The organism is Azoarcus sp. PA01, assembly GCA_001274695.2.
Taxonomy (GTDB): Bacteria; Pseudomonadota; Gammaproteobacteria; order Burkholderiales; family Rhodocyclaceae; genus Aromatoleum.
On the sequence record LARU01000002.1, the window covers coordinates 70,459 to 96,751 of the forward strand.

Below are 26,293 nucleotides of genomic sequence, written 5' to 3' on the forward strand. Positions count from 1 at the left end.
TTGATACTAGTCCTCCCCGCTTCCACTCATTGTGGGAAGTTGTAATTTTTTCAGTCAATTGCCGTCGAGCTGATGGCGGTTGCGGCGCCTGCGCCGGGAAAGCCGATTGCAGGGGAGCGTGAAACGGCGACGCCCGCGGGAACGATCGCCGCCCCTTCGTGGGAGGCCTTCATGGCGATCGACTGGAACGAAATGTTTGCGCTCACGGTTTCGCCGTTCGAGCTCATCATTCGCGGCACGCTCGTGTATTGGGCGATTTTCGCGATGTTCCGCACGATCCTGCAGCGCGATATCGGCGCCGTCGGCGTCGCCGACGTGCTGCTGCTGGTGCTCATCGCCGACGCCGCGCAGAACGCGATGGCGGGTGAATACCGCTCGATCACCGACGGGCTGATACTCGTCGGGACGATCATCGCGTGGAATGTCATTTTCGATTACCTCGCGTTCCGCTCCGAGCGCCTGCGCCGCCTGCTGCAGCCGCCGACGCTGCCGCTGGTGCGCGAAGGGCAGATCCTGCACCGCAACCTGCGGCGCGAGTTCATCAGCGAAGAGGAACTGCGCTCGAAGCTGCGCGAACACGGCATCGAGGATGTGGCCGAAGTGCGCGCCGCCTTCATGGAAAGCAACGGCACGATCACCGTGCTCAGGCAGGACGGCGGCGAACCCAACAAGGTGCCTTCCGATCCGCGCCCCCTGTAACTCCTTCCCCGCACGCCACGCGAAGTTACATCGAACTGCCCGTGTCGCATCCCCGCGCGCGTCCAGGGCCCGTATTCCGTCCGGGCACAGAGCTTGCCGAAGCGAGGGCGATCCCTCCGTACGACAGCATAGGCGGCGACAACATGAAAATTGCACTGATCAGCGAACACGCCTCCCCGCTCGCGACCCTGGGGAGCGTCGACAGCGGCGGCCAGAATGTGTACGTCGCCTACGTCGCGCGCGAACTGGGACGCGCCGGGCACAGCGTCGATGTCTTCACGCGGCGCGACAGCCCGGACCTGCCGCCTGTCGTGCGCTTCGGCCCGAACGTGCGGGTGATCCCGGTCCCCGCCGGACCACCGTGCTTCATCGCGAAGGAGGCGCTGCTGCCGCACATGGAGGAATTCAGCGAAAGCCTCGTCGCCTGCTGCGCCGGGAGACGACCGTACGACGTCGTCCATGCGAACTTCTTCATGTCCGGCATCGCTGCGCTGAGGATGCGCGAGGAATACGGCACGCCGTTCGTCATCACGTTCCACGCGCTCGGAAAAGTGCGGCGCCAGCATCAGGGCAGCGCGGACGGGTTTCCGGCAGCGCGGACGGACATCGAGGAGCTGCTGGTCGCTTCGGCCGACCGCATCGTCGCCGAGTGTCCCCAGGATCGCAGCGATCTCGTCGACCTCTACGACGCGCAGCCCGAGCGCGTCTCGGTCGTGCCGTGCGGCGTCGACACCACCGAACTGGGGCCCGGAAGGCGATCGCTGCGCAAGGAGTTCGGGATCGGCGACGACCAGTTCGTGGTCCTGCAGCTGGGGCGCCTGGTGCCGCGCAAAGGCATCGACAACGTCATCCGCGGCATCGCCGAACTGCGGCGGCAGCACGGCGTCGATGCGACGCTGCTGGTCGTCGGCGGCGAGTCGGACGAACCCGATGCCGCGCTGACGCCCGAGATCGGCCGCCTCGCGGCGATCGCCGAAGCCGAAGGCGTCGCCGAATGCGTGATCTTCACCGGGCGACGCGCACGCGCGACGCTGCGCGACTTCTATTGTGGCGCCGATGTGTTCGTCACGACGCCGTGGTACGAGCCGTTCGGCATCACGCCGCTCGAAGCGATGGCGTGCGGCTGCCCGGTGATCGGCTCGGAAGTCGGCGGCATCAAGCACACCGTCGTCGACGGCGTCACGGGATTTCTCGTGCCGCCGCACGACCCGCAGGCGCTCGCCGCGCGTCTGGCGCGCCTGCATCGCGAACCGTCGCTCGGGCGGATGTTCGGCCGCGCCGGCATGCGGCGCGTGCGCAGCGGCTTCACGTGGCAGCGCGTGACGAGCGCGCTCGAGACCGTCTACCGCGCCGTGCAACCCGCTCCCGCGCTCAAGATCAGCGAAAGGACAATCGGCTTATGACTCTCCCCAACACCCCCCTCGATGGCAGGACCGCTCTCGTCACCGGTGGCGGACGCGGGCTCGGCAAGGCGTTGTGCGAAGCGCTGTGCGCAGGCGGCGCGCGCGTCATCATCGCGGACGTGCGCGCCGATCTCGCCGAGCAGGCCGCGCTGGCGCTGACCGACAAGGGTTACCAGACGATGCACTGCGCCGTCGACGTCGGCGACGAGCAGCAGGTCGCCGATTGCCTCGATGCCGGGCGCGAGCGCTTCGGCGCGATCGACATCCTCATCAACAATGCCGGCGTCGATTACACGCTGCCACTCGGCGAGCTCGAAGTCGCACAGTGGGACCACGTGATGGCGACGAACCTGCGCGGCCCGTTCCTGTTCTGCAAGCGCGTGCTCGAGCAGATGCGCCCGCTCGGCAGCGGCCACATCATCAACATCACCTCGACCGCGGCCAAGCGCGCGTGGCCGAACGCCTCGGTCTATCACGCCAGCAAATGGGGCCTGCTCGGCTTCTCGCACGCGCTGCACGCCGAGCTGCGCCCGCTCGGTATCAAGGTCACCGCGGTCATTGCCGGCGGCATGCGCACGCCTTTCCTGCTCGACCGCTTTCCGGACATCGACCTGGCGACGCTGCAGGAACCCGCGACCGTCGCAGCGGCAGTCGTGCAGGTGCTGCAGATGCCGGCGGACAGTGTCGTGCCGGAGATCACCGTGCTGCCGATGGGGGAGACATCGTGGCCCTGAATGCTGCGGTTTTCATCGACAAGGACGGCACGCTGATCGACGACGTGCCGTACAACGTCGATCCGGCCCAAGTGCGTCTGCGCGAAGGGGCGGGCGAAGCGCTCGCACGGCTCCAGCGCCACGGCTACCGGCTCATCCTCGTGACGAACCAGCCGGGCGTGGCGCTCGGCCTGTTTGAACCCGACGCGCTCGAAGCGGTGTGGGCTGCGATCGCCGCGCGGCTGTCGCCGTACGGCGTCGTGCTCGACGCGATCTATCACTGCCCCCACCATCCGCACGGCACTGACGCGCGCTTCGCGAGCCGGTGCGAATGCCGCAAGCCCGAACCCGGGCTGCTGCTGCAGGCTGCGCAGGATCATCGCCTCGACCTGCGCCGCTCGTGGCTGATCGGCGACATCCTCGACGACGTCGAAGCCGGGCGACGGGCGGGCGGCCGCACCGTGCTGCTCGCGGTGGGATCGGAAACGGAATGGCGCCGCGGACCGATGCGCGAGCCCGACCTCGTCGCATCGAGCCTCGCCGAAGCGGTCGACGGCATCCTCGCGTGGACACCGGCCGAAGTGCCCGACGACAGCGCGGGCGAACCCGAGAACGGGTTCACGGTGTGGCAGACGGACGAGCCGGAATGGACGCGCTGACGCGTGCCGCGCGCTGGAAAGACGCACGGCGCATCCTCGCGGTGCGGCTCGACAACCTCGGCGACGTGCTGATGACGACGCCGGCGATTCGGGCCTTGCGCGAATCCGCGCCGGGGCGGCACATCACGCTGCTCGCAACGGCATCGGGAGCGGCCGCGATCCCGTTCGTGCCGGAAGTCGACGACGCGATCGTCATGGCCGGCGCGCCGTGGATGCCGGGCGCCGACAGTCCGCCGGAAGGCCTGATCGACGCCGCACAGCGGGTGCGCGAGCGAGGCTTCGACGCCGCCGTGATCTTCACTGTCTATAGCCAGAGCGCGCTGCCGGCGGCGATGCTGTGCTGGCTCGCCGGCATTCCGCTGCGGCTCGCGCACTGCCGCGAGAACCCGTATCAGCTCCTGACCGACTGGATCGAGGACCCGGAGCCGCAGGAGCTGTTGCGCCACGAGGTGCGCCGCCAGCTCGACCTCGTCGCCGCAGTCGGCGCGAGCTGCGACGACCGCCGCCTGTCGTTCCGGCTGCGCGACGACGACAAGGCCCATGCACGTGCGCTGCTGCGCACCGAAAACATTGACCCCGAGCGGCCGTACGTCGTCATCCACCCCGGCGCGTCGGCGCCGTCACGCCGCTATCCGGAAGAGCATTTCGCGGCAGTCGTGAACCGCGTGCTCGGCTTCGCGGGCAGCGGTCAGGCGTTCCAGGTCCTCTTCACCGGAGACGAATCCGAGCGCGCGCTGGTCGATACGATCCGCTCGCTCGCCGGGGTTTCCCTGCCGTCGCTCGCCGGCCGGCTGCGGCTCGGCGAGCTCGCCGCGGTCATCGATTCAGCCGCAGTGCTGATCGCGAACAACACTGGCCCGGTGCATCTGGCCGCCGCGGTCGGCACTCCGGTCGTCGACATCTACGCGCTGACGAACCCGCAGCATGCGCCGTGGAAAGTCGCGCACCGCGTGCTCTACGAAGACGTGCCGTGCCGTTTCTGCTACCGCAGCGTGTGCCCGCAGGGACACCATAACTGCCTGCGGCTGCTCGACCCGCAGCGCGTCGCCGAAGCCGCCCGCGAGCTGCTCGACCTCGGCGCCGAACAGTCTTCCGTCCCGCTGCCGGCGATCAGCGCCAGCGAGCACGGCCTCTTCTGACTGCACGGGGAAAAAACCTCATGCGATCGTCCGCCCCGCTGCGCATCTTCACGTGGCATGTGCATGGCAACTATCTCTACTACCTGAGCCAGGTGCCGCACACCTTCTACATTCCCGTCGATGCGGCGCGCTCGCCCGGCTACGCGGGCCGCGCCGGCGTGCTGCCGTGGGACGACAACGTCGTCGAACTGCCACTCGAAGAGGTTGCGACGACCGAGTTCGACTGCATCCTCTTCCAGTCGCGCAGCCACTACGACGACGACCAGTACCGCGTGCTGTCGGCCGCGCAGCGGCGCCTGCCGCGCATCTACCTCGAACACGACACGCCGCAGGTGCATCCGACGAACACGCGCCACCCGGTCGATGACCCGGCGACGCTGCTGGTGCACGTCACGCCGTTCAATGCGCTGATGTGGGACAACGGCCGCACGCCGACGCGCGTCATCGACCACGGCGTGATCGTGCCGCCGCACGTACGCTACGAAGGCGGGCTGCCGCGCGGCGTTGCGGTCGTGAACCATCTCGCGCGCCGCGGCCGCCGCCTCGGCGCGGACGTTTTCGCGATGGCGCGCGCACAGGTTCCGCTCGACCTCGTCGGCATGGCGTCCGAATGCAGCGGCGGGCTCGGCGAGATCCCGAACCCGGAGCTGCCGCAATTCCTGTCGCATTACCGCTTCTACTTCCATCCGGTGCGCTGGACGAGCCTCGGGCTGGCCGCGATCGAAGCGATGATGATCGGCCTGCCGGTCGTCGGGCTCGCGACCACCGAACTCGTGACGGTGATCCGCAACGGCGAATCCGGCTTCCTCGACACCGACCCGCAGCGTCTCGTCGAGGCGATGCGGCACCTGATCGAAGCGCCCGACGAAGCGGCGCGGCTCGGCGCCGGCGCCCGCCGCATCGCCCTCGAGCGCTTCAACATCGAGCGCTTCGTCGATGACTGGCTGCATGTCTTTGCCGAAGTCACGGCATAGAGGGGCGCGCGAGCGCGTCCGGGCGCCGCGCGAAGCGGCGTGGGCGGCGCGGCTCAGGCTGCCGCCACTGCTCGCATCGCCACGTAAAGCCGCGCGTATCGGCCGGCGCTGCCCCCCCAGCTGAAGTCGCGCGCCATGCCGTTGCGGCACAGCGTGCGCCACGCCACCCGGTCGGCGAACACTGTCAGCGCGCGGTCGACCGCTTCGACGAGCGCCGCCGGCGTCGCGTCGGCGAACAGAAACCCCGACGCTTCGCCGCGATGCAGGCCATCGACGCTGAAATCACCGACCGAGTCGACGAGCCCTCCGGTCGCGCGCACGATTGGCGGCGTGCCGTAGCGCTGGCTGTACATCTGGTTCAGCCCGCACGGCTCGAAGCGCGACGGCATCACGAACGCATCGGCGCCGGCTTCGATGCGATGCGCGAGCCGCTCGTCGAAGCCGATCACCGCCGCGATACGCTCCGGCGTTGCGGCCGCGCGTTCGCGCCACGCCTGCTCGAAGCGCGCATCGCCTCCTCCGAGCAGCGCGAGCTGCACCGGGCGCGCGAGCAGTTGCGGCAGCGCGTCGAGCACCAGGTCGATGCCTTTCTGGTCGGTCAGGCGGGTGACCATGCCGAGCAGCAGCGCATCGTCGTCGGCCGCGAGGCCGAGCTCGGCCTGCAGCGCGCGCTTGTTCGGCACCTTGTCTTCGAGCGTGTCCGCGTCGTAGTTCGTCTCGAGGTGCGGGTCGGTGCGCGGGTTCCACGCGTCCATGTCGATGCCGTTGAGGATGCCGGCAAGCCGGTTCGCACGCCTTTCGAGCAGCCCCTGCATGCCGCAGCCGTGCGCTTCGGTGCGGATCTCGCGCGCGTACGTCGGGCTGACGGCGACGATGCGGTCGGCGTAGTAGAGGCCCGCTTTCAGGAACGACAGCTTGCCCCAGTACTCGACACCTTCGGACTTCAGGCTCTCGGGCGGCAGTCCGAGCCGTTCAGCGACGTCGAGCGGGAAAATCCCCTGGAACGCGAGGTTATGGACGACGACGAGGCTCGGCGCCGGCTCGCGCAGGCCGAGCTTGAGGTACGCCGGCGCGAGCGCCGTCGGCCAGTCGTTGCAGTGCAGGATGTCCGCGCGCCACACCAGCGGGCTCGCGGCGCTGGCAAGCCGCGCGGCGACGTGCGACAGCAGCCCGAAACGCAGCGCATTGTCGCTGTAGTCGACGCCTTCGGCGTCCTGGTACGGGCCGCCCTCGCGCCGGTACAGCGACGGACAGTCGAGCACCAGCGCCGGCACGCCGCTCGGCAGCCGGCCGCGCAGCAGACGGGCGGACGGCAGACCGTGCACGGAGCGGATGTCAGCGACCTTGCGCGCATTGCGCGCCGCCTGGCGCACCGACGGATAGCCGGGCAGCAGCACGCACACGTCGAGCCCGAGCGCGGCCAGCGCCGCCGGCAGGCTCGCGCTGACGTCGCCGAGCCCGCCGGTCTTGGCCCACGGCGCGCATTCGGACGTCGCGAACAGCACGCGGAGTCGGGCGGCTTTCCTGGCCGCGCTCACTGTGCCTCCCCGGCGCCGGGGGGACGGTCGCGTTGCGGCACGAGCAGTGCCAGCGGCAGCCCGTCGAACAGGCGCGCGACGTCGAGACGGCAGCGGTTGCCGGCGCACGCCGGCCGCACGTCCTGCCCGCCCAGCGCGTCGCGCCATTGCCGGCCTTCCGAGAACGCCGGCAGCTCGACGAACGTGTCCTGCCAGATCGCCGCGTCGCGCAGCAGCGCCGCATCGCCGCGGCACAGCGTGAACAGCAGGCGCGAGGCGACGACCACGATGATGTCGTCGCCGAGCACGCGCGCGAACGCGACGACGTGCAGCGCCGCCGGCCCGTCGGTCTCCAGCGCGACGTAGCGGCCGAAACGCATCGTCTGCTCGAACTCGCGGCGCACCGCGAGCGCGCGCCACAGCACGTACAGCTTGATACGCCCGTCGTCGCGGCCGTCGGACATCGCGTCGAGCATCGCGGCGAGCGCGCTGCGTCGCGTGGCTTCGTCCGCGCCGTCCGGACACTCCTGCTGCAAGCCGTGCAGGAGTTCGCGCGCGGCGGCAAAATCGACCGGGACGCGGTTATCGGGGTCCACGAGCCGGTAGTTCCACGTCTCGCAGCCCTGATAAATGTCCGGCACGCCGGGCGCGGTGAGCTTGAGCAGCGCCATCGCGAGGCTGTTGTAGCAGCCGAAGCACGACACCCGCGCGTGAAACGGCAGGAAGTCGGCGACGAACGGATTGTCGAGCCCGCCGGCAAACAGGCGCCGTACGAAGCCGGACAGCGCCGCCTCGTAGCCGGGTTCCGGGTTCATCCAGCTGGTGTGCCGTTTCGCCTCGCGGGCAGCTTTCAGCATGTACGCGTCGACGCGGCGCGCGAGCTCGGCCAGGCCGCGCGCATCGGGCGGCGTCGCCGGCCACACGCCGAGCAGCGTCTGGTACAGCAGGTACTCGTCGTTGCACGACGGCGCGAGCGCGTCGTTGACGCGGCGCTTGTGGCGCTCGTTGAGCTTGCGCCAGCGCCGCAGCGCGAGCCGCCACGCGCCCGGCATCTCCGACAGCACGTCGATGCGCGCGCGCACGTCCTCCGAGCGCTTGCTGTCGTGAGTCGAGCTGCCGACCAGGCCGAACGGGTGGCTCGCCGCGACGCGCTCGTTGGCGGCGTGGAAATCCTGCACCGCGATGCCGAACGTGTGCGGGTCGCCGCCGACGTCATTGAGCGACACCAGCCGGTTGTAGCGGTAGAACGCAGTGTCTTCCATCGACTTGGCCATCACCGGCGCGGTGAACTGCTGGAAGCGCCGCACGAAGCGCAACTTGAGCAGGCGCAGTTCGGCGGCGGTTTCGGTCGGCGCCGAGACCAGCACGTCGCGCACGAAGCGCAGCACCGTCGCATCGCCTGCGCGGGTGCGCGCGGCCGCGGTCGCGACGGCGCGCTCGATGTAGCGGCGGTCGGTGTCGGAGACGCCGCGCGGCCCGATATACGTGCGATAGACCGGGAAGCCGGCGACGATCTCCTTGAGCGCGCCGCGCAGCCGGCTGCGCGTGAAATCGCGCGTGCGCCGGTCGTGCTGCGCGATGTCGTGGAGCAGCACCGCGAGCCCGCTGACTTCGCCCGGCAGCGAATGCGTCATGATCAGCAACTTCGCTTCGTGCAGCACGTCGCTGAAATTGCGCGCTTCGCCGGTGAAGGCGCGGTAGATCCGCGAAAAGCGCGACTCCTGCGCCGAATCGACGAACAGCCCGTTGCACAGGTTCGCGAAGCGGTAGCCGGTGTCGCCGTGCACCGGCCAGTCGCCCGGCAGCGGCTCGAACTCGGCGAGGATCTTTTCGACGACGAGGTACAGCGCCGGCTCCGGGCCTGCCGGCGGCGTGCCGCGCGCGAGCGCCAGCTCACGCGCGATCGCCGCATGGCGGGCCTGCAGGCGCTCGAAATACGCGACCGGCTCGGCGAGCCCGTCCGGGTGGTCGATGCGCAGGCCCGACACGCGCCCTTCGGCGAGCCAGCGGAAGATCTGCGCGTGCGTCGCCTCGAACACGCTTTCGACTTCCATGCGCAGCGCCGCGAGGTCGTTGATGTCGAAGAAGCGGCGGTAGTTGATGTCGTCGGCGGCGACGCGCCACGACGCGAGCCGGTACGCCTGGCGCGCGAGCAGCGCGTCGAGCGCGTCGAAGCTCGACGGTTCGCCGACGCGCCCGTTGAACGCCGCCAGCCGTTCCTCGATGCGCGCACGCACCGCCGGGAGGCGCTCGTGGAGCGCTGCAAGGTGCTGCTTGAAGAGGTTCTTGTTGTGGCGGCGCTCGGTTTGCAGCGCCGGGTCGGCGACGTCGCGCGGCGGCAGGTGGCGCAGCGCCGCGAGCAGCGTCTCGAGTTCGACCTGCTCGGCGGCGACGACGCTCTGCGCGCCGCGCGTCGATGCGGCCGGCGCGAGGATCGACGGGTAGTCGCACGGATCGACCGGGAAGCGGTGCTCGAAATAATGCACGCTGAATTCGCCGCGCTCGGCGCAGAAGCCGAGCGTGAGCTCGCCGGCTTCGAGCACCAGCCCGTACTGGTCGCCGAGCACCGGCAGCAGCACTTTGCCGCGCAGCTCGGGGAAAGGCGGCTGCCAGTCGATGTCGAAGTGGTCCGCGCATTCGGACGCCTCGCCGTTCTCGAGCACATCCTGCCACCACTCGTTGTCGGCGCCGAGCACCCCGACGTGATTCGGCACGACGTCGAGAACCTGCCCGAGTCCGAGCTCGGCGAGCCGCGCGCAGTAACGGTCGAAGTCCGCTTCGCTGCCGATCTCCGGGTTCACCGCCTGGTGGTCGATGATGTCATAGCCGTGCCGGCTGCCGGGGCGCGCTTTCAGGAACGGCGCCGCATAGACGTCGCTGATGCCGAGCTCGGCGAGATACGGCAGCACCGCTTCGGCCGCGGCGAAACCGAAGTCGGCGTGGAACTGCAGGCGGTACGTCGCACGCGGGATCGCCGCAGTTTCCGGGTGGAAGTCGGGCGGCCCGCCGGAGAGCTCGCGCAGCGGGCACGGCCGTTCCGCGTCGATCGCGGCGCTGACCGCGCGCCATCGCGGATCGACTTCGAGGTCGGCGAGATCGGCGCCGAGCTTGCGGCGCCAGTTGGGGTATTCGGACTCGCTCGTCCCCGGCAGATTGACGCCTTCGAGCTGTCCCAGGACGTCCTCGAACTGCACCACCGCGATTGCCGCCGGCGTGCGCGCGATGAAGCGATGCACTGCAACGGCGAGGCGCGGATCGTCGTCCGCGATGAGCCCTGGATCGCTGCCGAGTCCGTCACCCTGCCCTTCGTTTTGCCACTCGCCCGACCGCTCTCCGAGAACTGCTTCGGCAGCCAGCGCGGCAAGCAGCGCGCGGCGGTCGGCGTCGCGGCGCTCGAACTGGCGATCGCGCATGCCCGGTTCGCGATACATGCCGAGCCTGTCGCGCAGCTGCAAGTCGAAGCCGCGCCAGTAGCTGCGCAGCGTCGGCAAATCGTGCGTCGACACCGCCGCGACCGCCTGCGCCGGCCAGTCCCGCGGCACCCTGAAGCTGCCGGCGTCCCAGTCCTGCTCGAAATACAGCGGACGGTACGAAAGGACCGCGTGGCGCGCCATCGCGTCGCGGACTTCCTGCGGCACGATACCGAGGTCCTCGCCGATGACGACGCAGCGATGGCGGCGGCTCTCGAGGCACAGCAGCCCGAGGAGTTCCTCCATCGGATAGGCGACGTACGCGCCGACCTCGCGCTGCCCGTCGCCCGGCAGCCAGAACAGGCGCATCAGGCTCATCACGTGATCGATGCGCAGCGCCCCCGCGTGGCGCATGTTCGCGCGCAGCACCGCGAGGAAAGGTTCGAAGCGCTCGGCTGCCAGGCGCTGCGGGATGACCGGCGGAAAACCCCAGTCCTGCCCGGCCGGGTTCAGTTCGTCGGGCGGCGCACCGGCGTGGACGCCGAGCGCATGCAGCTTCGGCCGCATCCAGGTCTCCGAGCCGCCTTCGTTAACCCCCACTGCCAGGTCGCGGTACAGGCCGATCGCCATGCCGCGCGCCTGGGCCCGTGCGGCAACGCGGCGCAGCTGCGCTTCAGCCTGCCATTGCAGGTACTCGAAGAACTCGACGCGCTCCTCGTTGGCGAGCGCGAACGCTTCGACCGCCGGACCGTCGATGTCGCGATACGCTTCGGGCCACACGGTCCAGCCCCACACTGCCGCGTCGATGCGGAAGAACCGTTCCTGCAGCGCGTCGAACAGTGCGTGCGCGCGCAGGCTGCGCCCGCCCTCGCGCTGGAAGTCGCGGAACAGCCCGGCGCGCTGCGTGTTGCGCTCGAGATGCACGCTGCGGAAATGGCGGTACAGCATCTCGAGCACTTCGAACTTCGCTGCGGCGACACCGCCATAGTCGACGAACTCGGTCTCGCGCAGCGCTTCGAGGCGCTGCCGGAACGCGGGCTCTTCGACACGCTGGCGCGCGGCGGCGCATTCGCCGTAGTCGCGCGTCGTCTCGATCTCGATGTACAGCACGTTAAGCCATTCGCGGCTCGACGGGCTGTACGGGCTCGCCCGCGCCGGGTCGTGCGGGAACAGCGCGTGCAGCGGATTGACGCCGACGACGTGCGCGCCGGCATCGGCGGCGAGGTCGACGAGGCGCAGCAGGTCGCCGAAATCGCCGATCCCCCAGTTGCGCGACGAGCGCAGCGCATACACTTGCACCGCCGGCCCCCACAGCCGGTCGCCGACGCACTGCGGCGCTGGGCGAGGCAGCTGGAAACAGGCCGCGGGGCAGATCGCGAGCGCCGCAGCGGCGAGTTCGCGCGGCGGCTGCGCCGCTTCGAAGAGCAGCAGCTGGTGGTGGCCCGGCGGGACGTCGACGGGCAGTTCCAGCAGCACCGGGCGGCGGCTGTCGTCGTCGCCGTCCCCGCCAGGAGCCGCGGGCGAGGCGATGTCGGACAAGGCGAGGTCGGGCAAGGCGGTGTCGACTGCGGCCGAGCGCGGCACGACGACACCGGAACGCTCACCACCATCATCGAGCACGATGCGCCACGGCAGCGTGCGGCCGATCAATTCCGCCGGCAGGTTCGCCGCCAGCCGCAACGGCGGCGTGCCGCCCTGCACGACGATCAGCGGCGGCAGGATGCGCCGGCGCGCGGCGGCGCGCAGGTCCGCGAGGCAGGCCTGCGCCTCGGCCTCGCCGGCGACCGGATAGCCGAGCGCGGCGACGATTTCGCGCTTCTTCGCGTCCGGTACGAGCGTACGCCGGCCCCACGCGTCCTCGTACTCGAGCGCAACGCCGAGATACGCGCACAGCGCGTCGAGCGCCGTGCCCGCTTCGCCGCCGTCGTGCCCCGTGCCCGAGTCCGCGTCGCTTCCCCTCCCGCTCGCCGTTTCGCCTTCCATTTTTCCCCCTTGTTGCAGGCGGTTCCTGCGCTTCTTTTCAATCCAGAAACAGCAGTGGCGCCGCTAAAAATCCGCTCATCCTTCGACAGGCTCAGGACGAACGGATTTTTACCTCCTCACCCATCGGATGCCAGCACCGTTCGCCCTGAGCCCTTCGACTTCGCTCAGGACACGCTTGTCGAAGGGCTTTCGATGCGACAGCTGCGGTTTCAAGGTTCAACTACCTGCTCACGCCGCCCGGCAGCACGACATACGCCCGCACCGAACACGGCGCAAGTTGCCGCGGGTCGTCCGCATCCGGCCCGAGCGCCGCGAACGGCTCGACGTCGAGGCGATCGAACGTCACTGCCGCGTCGGCGAGATTGGCACGCAACACGAGCGCGGCGCCGTCGGTGCAGGGCCAGCGGATTTCGAACGCCGCGTCGCCGTGCATCGTCGTCGTGCAGCCGCCGGCGACGATCTGCGGCACGCGCGGCACGACGAACTCGTGCCGCAAGCCGAGCAGCTCCCGATAAAAACTTAACCATCGCTGCCCCGCTTCGCTTTCGCGCGCGCTCCAGTCGAGCTTGCTCGCGAGGAACATCGCCTCGGCGCACGGATCCGGGATCTCGTGCACGCCCTCGCCGTCGTTCTCATTGCCGCCGGCCGCGGAAAAATGCTCGAAACCGGCGAACTCGCGTTTGCGGCCTTCCCGCACGGCGGTCGCGAGCTCGCCCTGATAGTCGCAGAAGTACAGAAAAGGCGTCGTCGCCCCGGCCTCCTCGCCCATGAACAGCAGCGGTGGCGAAGGGGCGAGCAACTGCAGCGCGACGACGGCGCGCAGCCGGTCGGGCGGGGCCAGCGTCACCAGCCGCTCGCCGAACGCGCGGTTGCCGACCTGGTCGTGGTTCTGCAGGAAATTGACGAACCCGGTCGGCGGCAGCGCCGCGCTCGGCTCGCCGCGCGGCCTGCCGTGGAACGGCGACAATTCGCCCTGATAGGCGAAACCTTCGGCGAGGCAGCGCACGAGGTGACGCACCGGATGGTCGGCGTAGTCCGCGTAATAGCCGTCACGCTCGCCCGTCAGCAGCACATGGGCGGCGTGGTGGAAGTCGTCGTTCCACTGCGCATCGTAAGTGCCTTGCGACTGCGGCGCGCCGAGCCGCGACGCCTCGTTGTCGACGTGTTCGAGAACCAGATGGAGCCGGCGATGGGTCGCGCGCGCGCGCACCCACATCGACAGCTCCTCGAGGATGTGCCGGGGCGACGCGTCGAAGATGCTCTGCACCGCGTCGAGCCGCAGGCCGTCGAAGCGATACTCCTCGAGCCAGTACAGCGCATTGTGGATGAAGAATTCGCGCACCGTCGCGCTCGCGACGCCGTCGAACGCGATCGCGCCGCCCCACGGCGTTGCATGTTCGGTCGTGAAGAACTGCGGCGTATACACCTGCAGATAATTGCCGTCCGGGCCGAAATGGTTATAGACGACGTCGAGCAGCACCATCAGGCCGAGCCGGTGCGCGCTCTGCACGAAACGCTTCAGCTCGTCGGGGGAGCCGTACGCCGCGTCGGGCGCGAACGGCAGCACGCCGTCGTAGCCCCAGCCGCGGCGGCCGGGAAAATCCGCGAGCGGCATCAGCTCGATCGCGGTGACGCCGAGCCGCGCGAGTTCCGGAAGCTTGCGCTCCGCGGCATCGTAACGCCCTTCGGGCGTGAAGGTGCCGACGTGCAGTTCGTACACCACCGCCTCGTGCCACGGCCGCCCGTGCCACGCGCCGTCCTCCCACTTGAACTGCCGCGGGTCGACGAGCAGGCTCGGGCCGTGGACGTCGTGCGGGTTGAAGCGCGACGCCGGGTCCGGCACTTCGAGCTGGCCGTCGAGGCGGAACATGTAAAGATCGCCCGCCCGCGCGTCGACGACGCGGCACGTGTGCCAGCCTTCGGACTTCGCGCACGTCACGTAATGCTTCGCTCCCGAGCGCGTGAAAAGGCACAGCTCGACGTGCTTGGTCGCCGGCGCCCACAGGCGGAAACGGTAGCCGGCGCGCTCGTCGTGCTCGTCGATGCGTTCCGGCCCGAACGGCATGCGGTGGATATGGTGCGACGTCCCGGCGTGCGACGCCCCGCCCGGGCGAGCGCCCGCGTATTCCAGTTCGGGTGATTCCCGGCCCGGAAGGCCGGTATCGCGGTAATGCATGGTCATGGCTTGAGCTGCCCCTTGCCGACGACGACGACGCCGGATTCGCTGATGTGGAAACGCTGGCGATCGGCCTCCAGGTCGTAGCCGATCTTCATGCCCGGAGGAACGAAGTTGTACTGATCGATGATCGCGCGACGCACCCGCGCCCCCGTGCCGACGACCGAGCGGTCCATGATGATCGAATCGACCACCTCGGCCCCCTCCTCGATGACGACTTCGCGGCGCAACAGCGAATGCTCGATGACCGCACGCCGGATCACGACGCCGGCGCCGAGCGACGCGGTGCGGATGTGGCCGTCGTGGACCTGGGCGGCTTCGGTCTGGTCCGGGTTCGCGTAGATCGGCCAGTGCGGATTCGACATGCAGAATTTCGGGAATTCACCGAGCGTGTCGAAGTTCGCGTCGTAATAGGCGTCGATCGTGCCGACGTCGCGCCAGTACGCCGGCTCCTCGTAGTCGCGGATGCCGCGCATGCGGTTCGTCGTGAAGTCGTACGCCATGACGCGGTTGCGCTCGGCCATCGCCGGCAGCAGGTTCTTGCCGAAATCGTGGCCGCCGCGCGAATGCGCGCGCATCAGCGCGTCGACGAGGAGATCGGCGGAAAACACGTAGTTGCCCATCGATGCCAGCGCGTGGCCCGGCCGGTTCGGCATCGGTTCGGCCGTTTCGGGCTTCTCGCGGAAATCACGGATGCGCCCGGCGCTGTCGGTGCGGATGATGCCGAACGAACTCGTGAGTTCGAGCGGCACGGGGAGCGCCGCGACGGTCGCATCGGCCTGCGTCGCGACGTGGAATTCGATCATCTGGCGCAGATCCATGCGATAGACGTGATCCGCGCCGAACACGACGACGAGATCCGGCTTCACCAGCTCGATGAGGTGCAGGTTCTGATACACCGAATCGGCCGTTCCTTGGAACCACTCCGGCCCGTGCTGCATCTGCGGCGGCACGACGGTGACATAGTGGTGCGGAATCAGCGGACTCATGACCCATGAACGCCGGATGTGTTCGATCAGCGATTGCGACTTGTACTGCACCAGCAGATAGATCGAATAGATCTCGGAATTGACGAGGTTCGACAGCACGAAATCGACGATGCGGTGGCGTCCGTTGAAAGGCACGGACGGTTTCGACCGCTCCGCCGTCAGCGGGTGCAGGCGGCTGCCTTCCCCCCCCGCCATGACGAACGCAAGCACTGATTTGCCGGCAATCATGATTCACCTCCACGTAAGCACATGCCGCGGCACGACCACCGCGGACAACGAAATCGGAGAGCAGCCGCGCCCGCCGGCACCACGGCCCGCCGAGCCCGACGGGTTTGACTGGGGCCTCGGCCTCGCCCGCACAGCGCCCCGCGCCGGGCGCAGGCGGCTTTCAAGCAAGCGGCGCAGCGCGATCTCGTTGCGCGACAGACCGCATGCACCGTCGTCCCCGGCCTCGGGGACGTAGTCGTCGAGCACCTCACCGCCCAGATAGCGATCGAAGATCACCGGACAGATGTAGCTCGAGCGCGTCACCGCCGCGGTGTTGCCCAGTTCCGCCGCCACCGCCTTGACGCAATCGACGAGAACTCGCGACGCCGCACGTTCGCTGTCGGCCGGACCGGCCGCGGCGAGGAATTCCGCGGCCCGCAACGTCCCGCCCCAGGTGCGGAAATCCTTCGCGGTGAAAGGACCCATCGCCTCGCGCAGATACGCGTTGAGATCGGTCGCCTGCACGGTGCGCAGCGTGCCGTGCTCGTCGTGGTACTGGAACAGCGCGCTGCCGGGCAGCGCGAGCAGACGGCCGATGCTGGCGGCGAGGCTGCGGTCGCGCAGCTTCTGGTACTGGTGCACGCCGTGCTTGCCCCGATACGAGAAAACGATGCGCTGGCCTTCGAGGCGCACGTGCCGCTTGCGCAGCGTCGTCAGCCCGTAGCTGCGGTGCGCGCGCAGGTAGCTCGTGCTGCCGACGCGGAAATACACGCGGTCGAGCAGCCGCGTCAGCAACGCGAGGACTTTGCGGCGCGGCATCCCGGACAGGCGCAAATCGGCGCTCGCGACTTCACGCAGCCTCGGCAGCGCCGCGGCGAAACGGGCCAGCCGGCGCCATTTGCGCATCGCGCTGTTCTGCACGAAGTCGGCGTGATACCGATACTGCAGGCGCCCGCGCGCGTCGCGTCCGAACGCCTGCAGCTCGTCGTCCGGGTCCGGGCTGACGAACACGTCGGTGTAGGCCGGCGGCACCGCGAGCGCTGCGATGCGCGCCAGCCCTTCGGCGTCGCGGTACGCGGTGCCGTCCGGCCACACGTAACGGAACCCGCCTTCGTCGAGCGCAATGCGGCGCAGATAGCTCGCCTGCAGCACTTCAGTCCGGTTGGGCATCGCCACCCCCTTCCCTGGGCCTTCCCCTTCCCTGGGGCCTTCCCCTTCCCTGCGGCCTTCCCCTTCCCTGCGGCCTTCCCCTTCCCTGCGCCCGTCCCCGCCCCGTTCCGTCTCGTCGCCCTGCAGCCGTGACCGCGCGCCGCGCGCCGTCAGGCCGACGAGCAGCCCGTCGATGAACATCGCCGAAGGCTTGTCCGCGGCGGCCGCGAATAGCAGCAGCGAGCGGGCGCCGATCGCGTCCCGGTGGCCGGCAGCGAACGTCGGAAACGCCGGCCCGTCCGGCGAGTCGGTATTCACGAGGCGCGTCCAGGGCCCGGCGCTGCGCACGTGCGGCAGCGTCCATTCGACCGCCTCGTGTCCGGCGTTGACGATCAGCAGCACGATGACGTCGCTGCCGGGGTGCGGCACGACCGTGTGCTGCGCGCGGCCGTCGGCGAGCATGCCGAAGCAGCGCATCTGTGGATCGGCCCACTCCTTCTCTTCCAGTTCGGTGCCGGCGGGCGTCAGCCATGCGACATCGCGCACCTCATGGACCGGATGCATCTCGCCGGTCGAGAAACGCCCGGGGCGCAGCACCGGCAGCGCGTCGCGCAGCACCAGCAGGTGGCGCGCGAATGCGAGCAGGCGCTTGCCGCTGGCGTCGATGTCCGCCCAGTTCACCCAGCTGATCTCGTTGTCCTGGCAGTACGCGTTGTTGTTGCCGCGCTGCGTGCGGCCGAACTCGTCGCCGGCGAGCAGCATCGGCGTACCGTGCGCGAACAGCAGCGTGGCGAGGAGGTTGCGCTTTTGCCGCTCGCGCAGCGCGATGATGCCCGGATCGTCGGTCGGCCCTTCGGCGCCGCAGTTCCACGAACGGTTGTCGTCGTGGCCGTCGTTGTTGGCCTCGCCGTTGGCCTCGTTGTGCTTGTCGTTGTAGGAAACCAGGTCGTGCAGCGTGAAGCCGTCGTGCGCGGTGATGAAGTTGATGCTCGCCCACGGCCGCCGGCCGCGGCGGTTGAAGCGGTCCGCCGACGCCGCGAGCCGCGTCGCCAGCTCCGGCGCGCGCCCCTCGTCGCCTTTCCAGAACGAGCGCACGGCGTCGCGGAAGCTGTCGTTCCACTCGCCCCAGCCCGGCGGAAAGGCGCCGACCTGGTAACCGCCGGGGCCGCAGTCCCACGGTTCGCCGATCAGCTTGACGCGGTTCAGCACCGGGTCCTGGCGGCAGGCGTCGAAGAAGCCGCTGCCGGGATCGAAGCCGTGCGCTTCGCGACCGAGGATCGTCGCCAGGTCGAAGCGAAACCCGTCGACGCCCATCTGCAGCACCCAGTAGCGCAGGCTGTCGAGCACCATCTGCAGCACGCGCGGATGGTTCAGGTTCATCGTGTTGCCGGTGCCGGTGTCGTTGATGTAGTAGCACGGCTCGTCCGGGTTCAGGCGGTAGTACGACGCGTTGTCGAGCCCCTTGAACGAGAAAGTCGGGCCGAGTTCGTTGCCTTCGGCGGTGTGGTTGTAGACGACATCGAGAATCACCTCGAGGTCGGCTTCGTGCAGGCGGGCGACCATGTCGCGGAACTCGACGATCGCGCGTCCGGCGAGATAGCGCGGATCGGGCGTGAAAAAGCCGAGCGAGTTGTAGCCCCAGTAGTTGCGCAGCCCTTTTTCGGTGAGATGCGTGTCGTCGACGAACAGGTGGACCGGCAGCAGCTCGATCGAGGTCACGCCGAGCGACTTCAGGTGCTCGATGATCACCGGCGACCCGAGGCCGGCGAAGCTGCCGCGCAGGCGCGGCGGCACTGCCGGATGCAGCCGCGTCAGGCCGCGCACGTGCGTTTCGTAGAACACCGTGCGCTCCCACGGCACGCGCGGGCGGTCGGGCCGCGGCAGTTCCGGAGCCGGGGCCACGACGCGCGCCTTGAGCATGAAAGGGGCGCTGTCGCGCTTGTCGAAGCCGTGGCCCGGTTTCTTGCCGCGCAGTTCGTACGAGAACAGCGCCGACCCCCACCGGAGCCGGCCGACGATTTCCCGCGCGTACGGGTCGAGCAGCAGCTTGTGTGGGTTGAAGCGGTGTCCCTGCTCGGGCACGTACGGCCCGTGCACGCGGTAACCGTAGACGAGGCCCGGCCCGGCGCCGGGCAGGTAGCCGTGCCAGATCTCGTCGGTGAACTCCGGCAGATCGACGCGCGTGACCTCGATGCGCCCGCTGTCGTCGAAGAGGCACAGCTCGACGCGCGTCGCATGCGCGGAAAACAGCGCGAAATTGACGCCTTCGCCATCCCACGTCGCGCCGAGCGGATACGGCAGCCCCTCTTTCATCGACGCGAGAAAGCCGTGCATCAACCCGCCCATCATCGCGCCACCTCGCTGCTCGCGGTCGATGAGGCCCGTCGTCGGGAAGGCACGGCGCAGCGCCGGGGTTGCAGCATCGTGTCGAAGCTGCGGTTCATGGTGTGATCGACTCCTCGCGGACTGCCGGGCCTTCGGGCATGCCGACGCGCGCCGCCGCCGGCTCGCTCGCCTCCGCGTCGCGCAGCAGCGCCGTGCGCAGCTGGGGCAGATACTGCGGATAGTCCTGCTGCATGTACGCGATCAGCTGCTCGCGGACCTTGCAGCGCAACTCCCAGCCGTTTCCGGCATCGGCGGTGCTGACGAGCACGCGCAGCTGCATCGCCCGGTCCGACACATCGGTGACCTGCAGCACGCACACGCGCTGGTCCCACTCGGGCGCGGCCTCGACGATGCGCCGGAGCTCCTCGCGCAGCGGCGGCATCGGCATGCGGAAATCCACCCACAGGAACACCGAACCGATGAGGTCCGACGTATGGCGCGTCCAGTTCTGGAACGGATGCTGGATGAAATACTCGAGCGGCACGATCAGCCGCCGGTCGTCCCAGATCCGCACGACGACGTAGGTCTCGGTGATTTCCTCGACGCGCCCCCATTCGTCCTCGACGATCAGCACGTCGTCGATGCGGATCGGCTGGGTCAGGGCGATCTGCAGGCCGGCGATCAGGTTGCCGAGCACCGGGCGCGCGGCAAAGCCGGCGACGATGCCGGCGAGCCCCGCCGAGGCGAGCAGGCTCGCGCCGAGCTGGCGCACGTTCGGAAACGTCATCAGCACCGAGCCCACACCCAGGACGCCGACGACGAACATCGCGATGCGCGCGAGCACCCGTACCTGCGTCTGCACGCTGCGCGCGCGCAGGTTGTCCGCGGTATGGGTCGGGTGACGCATCGCGACGACGTCTGCCGCGGCCGCGATGAGCCGCACGACGAACACCGTCGCCAGCAGGATGATCGCGATCGACAGCGCCTGGCGCAGGCCGATGAGGAAACCCGCCGGCAGCGGCGCGTCGGCAAGCGAAAGATGAACCAGCAACAACGGGATCAGGAACTGCGACGTGCGCCGCGTATAGGCAACGACCCGCTCCGCAAGCACGAAGCGCGCTGCCGCGCGACGCGCGATCAAATGCAGCACGAAGTGCAGCACCAGGCCGACCAGCGCCGCGCTGACGATCCGCAACGCCACGGCGATCCACGGAGGGCTCGCCAGCACATCTGTCATCGCCGCCTCCCCCCGAGCGACCGGGGTGGCAACCGGGCTGCGCTGCGTCGTCCGGTCGCCACCATGCGCTTCAACGATCCGCGTGCAGCTCATCGGCCTGTCGGGACGAGAGCGGCCGGGATGCGCTCCCCGTTCTCACTGCGCCGCCGCGCCCGCGGGCTGCAGCTGCTGCGCCAGTTCGAGATGGCTGCGCAGCACGCCGAGCGTCTCTTCGGCGAACGCCTTGAGGTCCGGGTCCTGCCCGTCGCGCGCCTGGCGCTCGAACAGCGCGATCGTCTCCTTGTGCGCGTTTGCACCGAAGTTTTCGAGGTACGCGCGGTCGAGCTCCGCGCCCGACAGCTTCTCGAGTTCGTCGAGCTTGCCCTGAGCCGCGGGATCCACCGTCGTGCTCACCGTCATGCCTTTGCTCGTGGCGAGGCTTTGCAGCTTCTGGTTGGCTTCCGTATGGTCATTCTGCAGCTTCTCGGCGAAGGACTTCACCTTCGGATCGGCCCCTTTCGTCGCCGCCAGCCGGCTGGCCTCGACTTCGGCGAGCCCGCGCGACATCGCTTCCGAAATGAACGAACGGTCGACGCCGGCAATCGGTCCGGCGGTGGCCTCGCCCGGCGCCGTCGCGGTGCCTGCCGCACTGCCCGCCGTGCCGTCCGGTGGAGGTGTCGGCGTCGGGGCGGGCTGGGCACGGTCGCGGGATTCACGGGCTCCGGAACGTTCGGGGTGTCGGTCGGATTCGGCGGCGGCACTTCGTCCGCCCGATCACAGGCGGCGACGCTCACTATCAGGCCGGCGGCGAGCGCAACGATCTTCGCGCGGGCTTGAATTCGACTTTTTTCCATGGGACCTCCTGTCGTTATTCCGGATCCGCCCCGTTGCGGCCTCCGTGCGCGGCCGTGAGGCCGTGAACGCTCCTGCACGGGGCGCTCCACCCCTGCCCGAGCAGTGGGTAATGATGCATTTCGCGTGCCCGCTGTGCAGGAGGACAGAAAACATGGCCCATTTCGGGCGGTTTTCGCGTTGCGCGGCCCGGTCTTGCAGCGCAGCGAAAGCAAGTCCGGCAGCGGGTTGGCGGAGCGGGCCGTGCCGGGGCAATTCTTACTCCCGGGATGTAAAACGTGCGTGTGTGAAAGGCGTTGCCGGGCCGGGCACACGCCCCAGAGCGAGGCATCACGGCACCTCAATTGCCTGGCACGCCTTTTGCGCCGAAACGACGAGCGCCCGATGCAAAAGGCGCACTTTTTCCCAGCTAGCAGGAGATCCCATGAGTCTTGGAATGGAACTTCGTTTACGCCAGCACTTGGCGATAACGCCCCAGATCCAGCAGGCGCTTCGTCTTCTTCAGCTCTCGTCGCTGGAATTCGCCCAGGAGGTCGAGCAGGCCGTTTCGACGAACCCCTTCCTCGAGGACGAAAACGAAGCTCCGGCAATGCCGTTGAAATCGGGCGAAACCGCGACCTCCTCCGCTGCCGAGGCCGACGAGACGGCTCGAGAGCCGGAAGAGGTCCCCATCCCCGCGCCGGCTTACGACGAGCGCCGCCAGACGCAGTCGCACGGCGACGAAAACGACTGGACCGAATGGACCGAAGCGCCGGTGAGCCTGCGCGAGAACCTGCGCAGCCAGTTGCTGCTGTCGCCGATGAGCGAGCGCGACCGCACGCTCGCGCACATGATCGTCGACGAGCTGACCGACGCCGGCTACCTGGAAACGCCGCTCGAAGAGCTGGCCGAGATGATCCTCCCGGAGGAACACGTCGATGTGCGCGAACTCGGCGCCGCACTGCGCTACGTGCAGCAGCTGGAGCCGGCCGGCATCGGCGCACGATCGCTGCAGGAGTGCCTGCTGCTGCAATTGCAGGCGCTGGACCCGGAAACCGTCGGACGCGACATCGCACTGGCGATCGTCACCGACCACCTCGAGCTGCTCGCCCACCGCGAATTTCCGCGCCTGCAGCAGCTGCTCGGCTGCAACGAAACCGCGCTGCATACCGCGCGCGCGCTGATCCGCACCCTCGATCCGCGCCCGGGGCGCACGTTCGCGCCCGACAACACCCGCTACGTCGTGCCCGACATCATCGTCAGGCAGGTGCGCGGGCGCTGGGTCGCGACGCTCAACCCGGCAGTGCAGCCGAATGTGCGGCTCAATCGCGCGTATGCCGAGATCGCCGCCGGCCGCAGTTCGGGCGACGCGTCGTTCCACCGCCTGCTGCAGGAGGCGCGCTGGCTGTTGCGCAACGTCGAGCAGCGTTTCAGCACGATCCAGCGCGTCGCGAACGCGATCGTCGCGCATCAGCGCGTGTTCTTCAGCTACGGCGAAGTCGCGATGAAGCCGCTCGCGCTGAAGGACATCGCCAGCGAGCTGAAGCTGCACGAATCGACGGTCTGCCGCGTGACCAACGGCAAGTACATGGCGACGCCGCGCGGCCTGTTCGAGTTCAAGTATTTCTTCTCGCGTCAGCTCGCGACCGACGACGGCGGCACGTGCTCGGCGATGGCGATCCGCGCGCTGCTCAAGGAGCTGATCGCCGCCGAAGATCCGCTGCACCCGCTGTCCGACGCCCAGCTCGCACGGCTTCTTGCCGAGCAGGGGCTGCGGCTCGCGCGGCGCACGGTGACGAAGTACCGTACGCTGATGCGGGTCCCGAGCGTCGAATTGCGACGCGTGGCGCACCGGCCGGTGATGCCGGTCGGAGTCGTTGGCAATGCGTGAAACGGAGAACATCGATGTCGTCGATCATCGTTGGCCATTTTGAGCAGGCCGAACAGCTCGAACGGGCCCGCGCGGCAATCGCGGCGCGGGACTTTGCCGCCGATGAATACTCGTCGTACTACCTGAACCCGCCGGGCCAGCACGGCCTGCGGCGCTTCGGCGGCGACGCCGCGAGCGACGAGGGCGCGAGCGAAGCCGGCAAAGGCGCAGCCACGACCGCGCTGATCGGCGGCGCGGCGGGGCTGGCGATCGGCAGCATCGGAGGACCGATCGGCGCGCTCGCGGGTGCCGGCGTCGGCGCCTACGTCGGTTCGCTCGCGGGTGCACTGGGCCGCACCCACTCCGCGCATCCCGACCAGGCGAGCGTCGAGCACCCGGTCGAGCCGCCGGCCGGCCCGGTATTGTGCGTGCGCGTCGACCGCCCCGGCAGCGACGCCGTCGCAGTGTCGGTCCTCACCGAGTGCGGCGCGCGGCAGATCGAACGCGCGACCGGCACGTGGGCCGAAGGCGACTGGCAGGACTACGATCCGCGCCGTCCGCTCGAAGTTGTGTATCGCGCGACTCCGCCGGGAACGCCGACCGGAGCATGAGCGACAGCGGCGACGGTTTCGCTTTCGCCGCCCCGCCCCGCCGGAGCACGCCGATGCACGTCTGCGACGTGACGATGTTCTATGCCCCGCACAGCGGCGGCATCCGCCGCTACCTGCAGGAAAAGCGGCGCTGGCTGCAGGCCCGCCCGCCCTACCGTCATTCGCTCGTGCTGCCGAGCCGGGCCGCGGCCCCGGACGAGTCGGTCGCGGAAGTCCCGAGCGTGCCGCTGCCGTTCTCGCACGGCTACCGCCTGCCGATCGCCAGCGGATCGGCAGTGCGGGCGCTTGTCGCGCTGCGCCCGGACCTCATCGAGGCGGGCGATCCCTACCATCTCGCGTGGGCGGCGCTCGACGCAGGCCAGGCGCTCGGCGTGCCGGTCACCGGCTTCTATCATTCTGATCTGCCCCGCCTCGCGCGCAAGCTCGGCGGCGCGCCCGCCGAGCGGCTCGCCGAAGCGTATGTGCGCCGGCTGTACTCGCAGTTCGACGCAGTCCTCGCGCCGAGTGCGTGCATGGTCGAGCGCCTGCGTGCGCTCGGGATCGCACGCGTCCACCGCCAGGCGCTCGGCGTCGATACCGCGGTGTTCCGTCCGGAGCGCCGCGACGCAGCGTGGCGCACGCACCTTGGCGTACAACCCGGCGACAGGCTGATGGTTTTCGTCGGCCGCTTCGCCGCCGAAAAAAACTTGCCCCACCTGCATGCCGCCCTCGACCGGCTCGGAGCGGGGCACGTGCTGGTGCTCGTCGGCAGCGGGCCGGCGGCTGCGCGACCCGATGTGCGCGTCGTGCCGTTCATCGGCGACGCTACACAGCTCGCCAGCCTGATCGCGAGCTGCGACGTGTTCGTCCATGCCGGCGACCAGGAAACTTTCGGCCTCGCCGCGCTCGAAGCGATGGCCTGTGGCGTCCCGGTGGTCGCCGTGCGCGCCGCCGCGCTGGCGGAACTCGTCGATGACGAAGTCGGTGCAGCCGTGCCGCCCGACGCGCCGCGGGGCGTCGCGATCGCGGACGCGGTCAGCGCCGTGCTCGCGCGCGACCCCGTCCCGCTGCAGCTCGCCGCGCGCCGCCGCGCACAACGCCACGACTGGCAGCGCGTGATGCCCGAAATCGTCGCCCGCTACGCGGCGCTGGGCGGCGCAGCGACGCAGGCCGCGGCGTGTTGAGCGACCTCGGCGGGGTCCGCGCCGCCGTGTGCGTTTCGCTCCACGACGTCGCACCCGCAACCTGGAGCCGCTGCGAGAGGCTGCTCGCGGCGCTCGCGAAAGTCGCCGCCGTGCCGCATACCCTGCTGGTCGTGCCGGACTACCACCGCCGCGGCGACGGGGAGCCGCCGTGGTATCGCGCAGCCCTCGCCGCACAGCTCGAAGCCGGCGACGAGCTGGCGCTGCACGGGCTTTTCCATCTCGACGACGCGCCGGCGCCGAGCTCGGTGCGCGACTGGCTGCGGCGCCGCGTGCTGACGTGCGGGGAAGGCGAATTCGCCGCGCTGGCCCGCTACGAGGCGGCGGCTCGGCTGCGCGCCGGCGAGGCGTGGTTCCGCGATGCGGGCTGGCCGCTGTACGGCTTCATCGCGCCGGCGTGGCTGCTCGGTGCGGGCGCCTGGCAGGCGCTCGACGATTCGGCGTTCGCTTACACGACGTCGCTCGGACACTTCCACCTGTTGCACCCGCGGCGCGCGCTGGCCGCGCCCTGCGTCGTCTACAGCACGCGCAGCCGCTGGCGCCTGGGGCTGTCGCTGGCGCGCAACGCGCGCCTGACACACCATGACCCCGTGCTCGCGCGTCTCGCGCTGCACCCGGACGACGCGCTCCATCCGACCGTCGTGCATCAGGCGCAGCGGCTCCTCGAAAAGCTGCTGCAGCAACGCGTCGCGATGACGAAAATCGGTTTTGCGAACACGCTGCGCGCGGCGCTGGGCGCCGGTGCGCCTCACAGCGGCGGCATGACCACGAGCGACAGCGCGGCGACCGCCCCACCCACGGCGACGCCCGCGAGCACGTCGCTCGGATAATGCAGGCCGAGCACGACGCGCACGACTCCGGTCAGCACCGCGAAAAGCACCAGCACCACACCCAGCGCAGGGAAATAGGCCGACACGACGACGGCGAACGCGACCGCATGGAGCGTGTGGCCGGACGGGAAGCTGAATTCGTCGAGCGGCGGCGCGCACAAGCGCAGCCCCTGCAGCCGGACGTAGGGGCGCGGGCGGCACGCCCGGCGCTTGATCAGCAGATACAGCGTCAGGCCGGCCGCGCCGACCGCGATCAGGTGCACTGCGCAGCGCGCGCCGAGCGGCCCCTGCAGCAGCGCCAGCGCGACCACCAGCACGACCCACGACTCGCCGTCGCCAAGTCGGCTGATCCAGCGTGCGCACACGGTGCAGCGGCGGTGCGCGAGCACGCGATTGAGCGCGATCACGCAC

Annotated in this window: 18 protein-coding genes; 10 read left to right on the forward strand and 8 right to left on the reverse strand. The window is 69.5% G+C overall.

Annotation, left to right across the window (positions count from 1 at the left end):
• Positions 1-171 precede the first annotated feature (171 nt).
• From PA01_01430 to PA01_01455, 6 genes are all read left to right on the forward strand, one after another.
• Entirely contained in the window at positions 172-699 is a 528-nt protein-coding gene (locus PA01_01430) for a DUF421 domain-containing protein (protein ID KON82224.1), read from the forward strand.
• Between the two features lie 143 nt (positions 700-842).
• On the forward strand, positions 843-2,102 hold the full coding sequence (locus PA01_01435) for a glycosyltransferase (protein ID KON80489.1): 1,260 nt from the start codon (positions 843-845) through the stop codon (positions 2,100-2,102).
• Positions 2,099-2,836, forward strand: coding sequence for an SDR family oxidoreductase (locus tag PA01_01440; GenBank protein ID KON80490.1), 738 nt, complete (start codon positions 2,099-2,101; stop codon positions 2,834-2,836). The genes PA01_01435 and PA01_01440 overlap by 4 nt, the downstream gene beginning before the upstream one ends.
• A complete protein-coding gene (locus tag PA01_01445) occupies positions 2,827-3,474 on the forward strand; it encodes an HAD family hydrolase (protein ID KON80491.1) in 648 nt (215 codons plus the stop codon). The genes PA01_01440 and PA01_01445 overlap by 10 nt, the downstream gene beginning before the upstream one ends.
• Positions 3,462-4,613: a lipopolysaccharide heptosyltransferase II gene (gene waaF, locus PA01_01450; protein ID KON80492.1), complete on the forward strand. Its 1,152-nt coding sequence runs from the start codon at positions 3,462-3,464 to the stop codon at positions 4,611-4,613. The genes PA01_01445 and waaF overlap by 13 nt, the downstream gene beginning before the upstream one ends.
• 20 nt (positions 4,614-4,633) lie before the next feature.
• A complete protein-coding gene (locus tag PA01_01455; GenBank protein KON80493.1) occupies positions 4,634-5,587 on the forward strand; it encodes a glycosyltransferase family 4 protein in 954 nt (317 codons plus the stop codon).
• A 53-nt stretch (positions 5,588-5,640) separates the two neighbouring features.
• On the opposite strand, the gene glgA is transcribed toward PA01_01455, so the two are convergent.
• The 7 genes from glgA to PA01_01490 form a co-directional block, all read right to left on the reverse strand.
• The gene (gene glgA / locus PA01_01460; protein KON80494.1) at positions 5,641-7,125 is read right to left on the reverse strand and encodes a glycogen synthase GlgA; all 1,485 of its coding nucleotides are present in this window, start codon (positions 7,123-7,125) and stop codon (positions 5,641-5,643) included.
• Positions 7,122-12,497, reverse strand: coding sequence for a malto-oligosyltrehalose synthase (locus PA01_01465; protein ID KON82225.2), 5,376 nt, complete (start codon positions 12,495-12,497; stop codon positions 7,122-7,124). Before PA01_01465 ends, glgA begins: the two co-directional genes overlap by 4 nt.
• 220 nt (positions 12,498-12,717) lie before the next feature.
• Entirely contained in the window at positions 12,718-14,679 is a 1,962-nt protein-coding gene (gene treZ / locus PA01_01470) for a malto-oligosyltrehalose trehalohydrolase (protein KON82226.2), read from the reverse strand.
• Positions 14,676-15,890 (reverse strand): glucose-1-phosphate adenylyltransferase, encoded by a 1,215-nt coding sequence (locus tag PA01_01475; protein ID KON80495.1) that lies wholly within the window; start codon positions 15,888-15,890, stop codon positions 14,676-14,678. The genes treZ and PA01_01475 overlap by 4 nt, the downstream gene beginning before the upstream one ends.
• Positions 15,891-15,893: 3 nt before the next feature.
• On the reverse strand, positions 15,894-19,367 hold the full coding sequence (gene glgX, locus PA01_18435; protein ID KAI5913006.1) for a glycogen debranching protein GlgX: 3,474 nt from the start codon (positions 19,365-19,367) through the stop codon (positions 15,894-15,896).
• A 91-nt stretch (positions 19,368-19,458) separates the two neighbouring features.
• On the reverse strand, positions 19,459-20,580 hold the full coding sequence (locus PA01_01485) for a mechanosensitive ion channel family protein (protein KON80496.1): 1,122 nt from the start codon (positions 20,578-20,580) through the stop codon (positions 19,459-19,461).
• A 135-nt stretch (positions 20,581-20,715) separates the two neighbouring features.
• Positions 20,716-21,138, reverse strand: coding sequence for a DUF4142 domain-containing protein (locus PA01_01490; GenBank protein KAI5913108.1), 423 nt, complete (start codon positions 21,136-21,138; stop codon positions 20,716-20,718).
• 697 nt (positions 21,139-21,835) lie between these two features.
• Between PA01_01490 and PA01_01495 the strand changes: the two genes are divergently transcribed.
• From PA01_01495 to PA01_01510, 4 genes are read left to right on the forward strand one after another with little or no spacing between them, the layout of a single operon-like run.
• Positions 21,836-23,281 carry an RNA polymerase factor sigma-54 gene (locus tag PA01_01495; GenBank protein ID KON80497.1) on the forward strand — a complete coding sequence of 482 codons (1,446 nt, stop codon included), beginning with the start codon at positions 21,836-21,838 and terminating at the stop codon, positions 23,279-23,281.
• Positions 23,282-23,295: 14 nt separating this feature from the next.
• A complete protein-coding gene (locus PA01_01500; protein ID KON80498.1) occupies positions 23,296-23,871 on the forward strand; it encodes a hypothetical protein in 576 nt (191 codons plus the stop codon).
• Positions 23,868-25,034, forward strand: coding sequence for a glycosyltransferase (locus PA01_01505; protein ID KON82227.2), 1,167 nt, complete (start codon positions 23,868-23,870; stop codon positions 25,032-25,034). Before PA01_01500 ends, PA01_01505 begins: the two co-directional genes overlap by 4 nt.
• A complete protein-coding gene (locus tag PA01_01510) occupies positions 25,028-25,882 on the forward strand; it encodes a polysaccharide deacetylase family protein (GenBank protein ID KON82228.2) in 855 nt (284 codons plus the stop codon). The genes PA01_01505 and PA01_01510 overlap by 7 nt, the downstream gene beginning before the upstream one ends.
• Here PA01_01510 and PA01_01515 read toward each other — a convergent pair.
• Positions 25,801-26,289 (reverse strand): phosphatase PAP2 family protein, encoded by a 489-nt coding sequence (locus PA01_01515; GenBank protein ID KON80499.1) that lies wholly within the window; start codon positions 26,287-26,289, stop codon positions 25,801-25,803. The two genes, PA01_01510 and PA01_01515, sit on opposite strands and share 82 nt — an antisense overlap.
• Positions 26,290-26,293 lie beyond the last annotated feature (4 nt).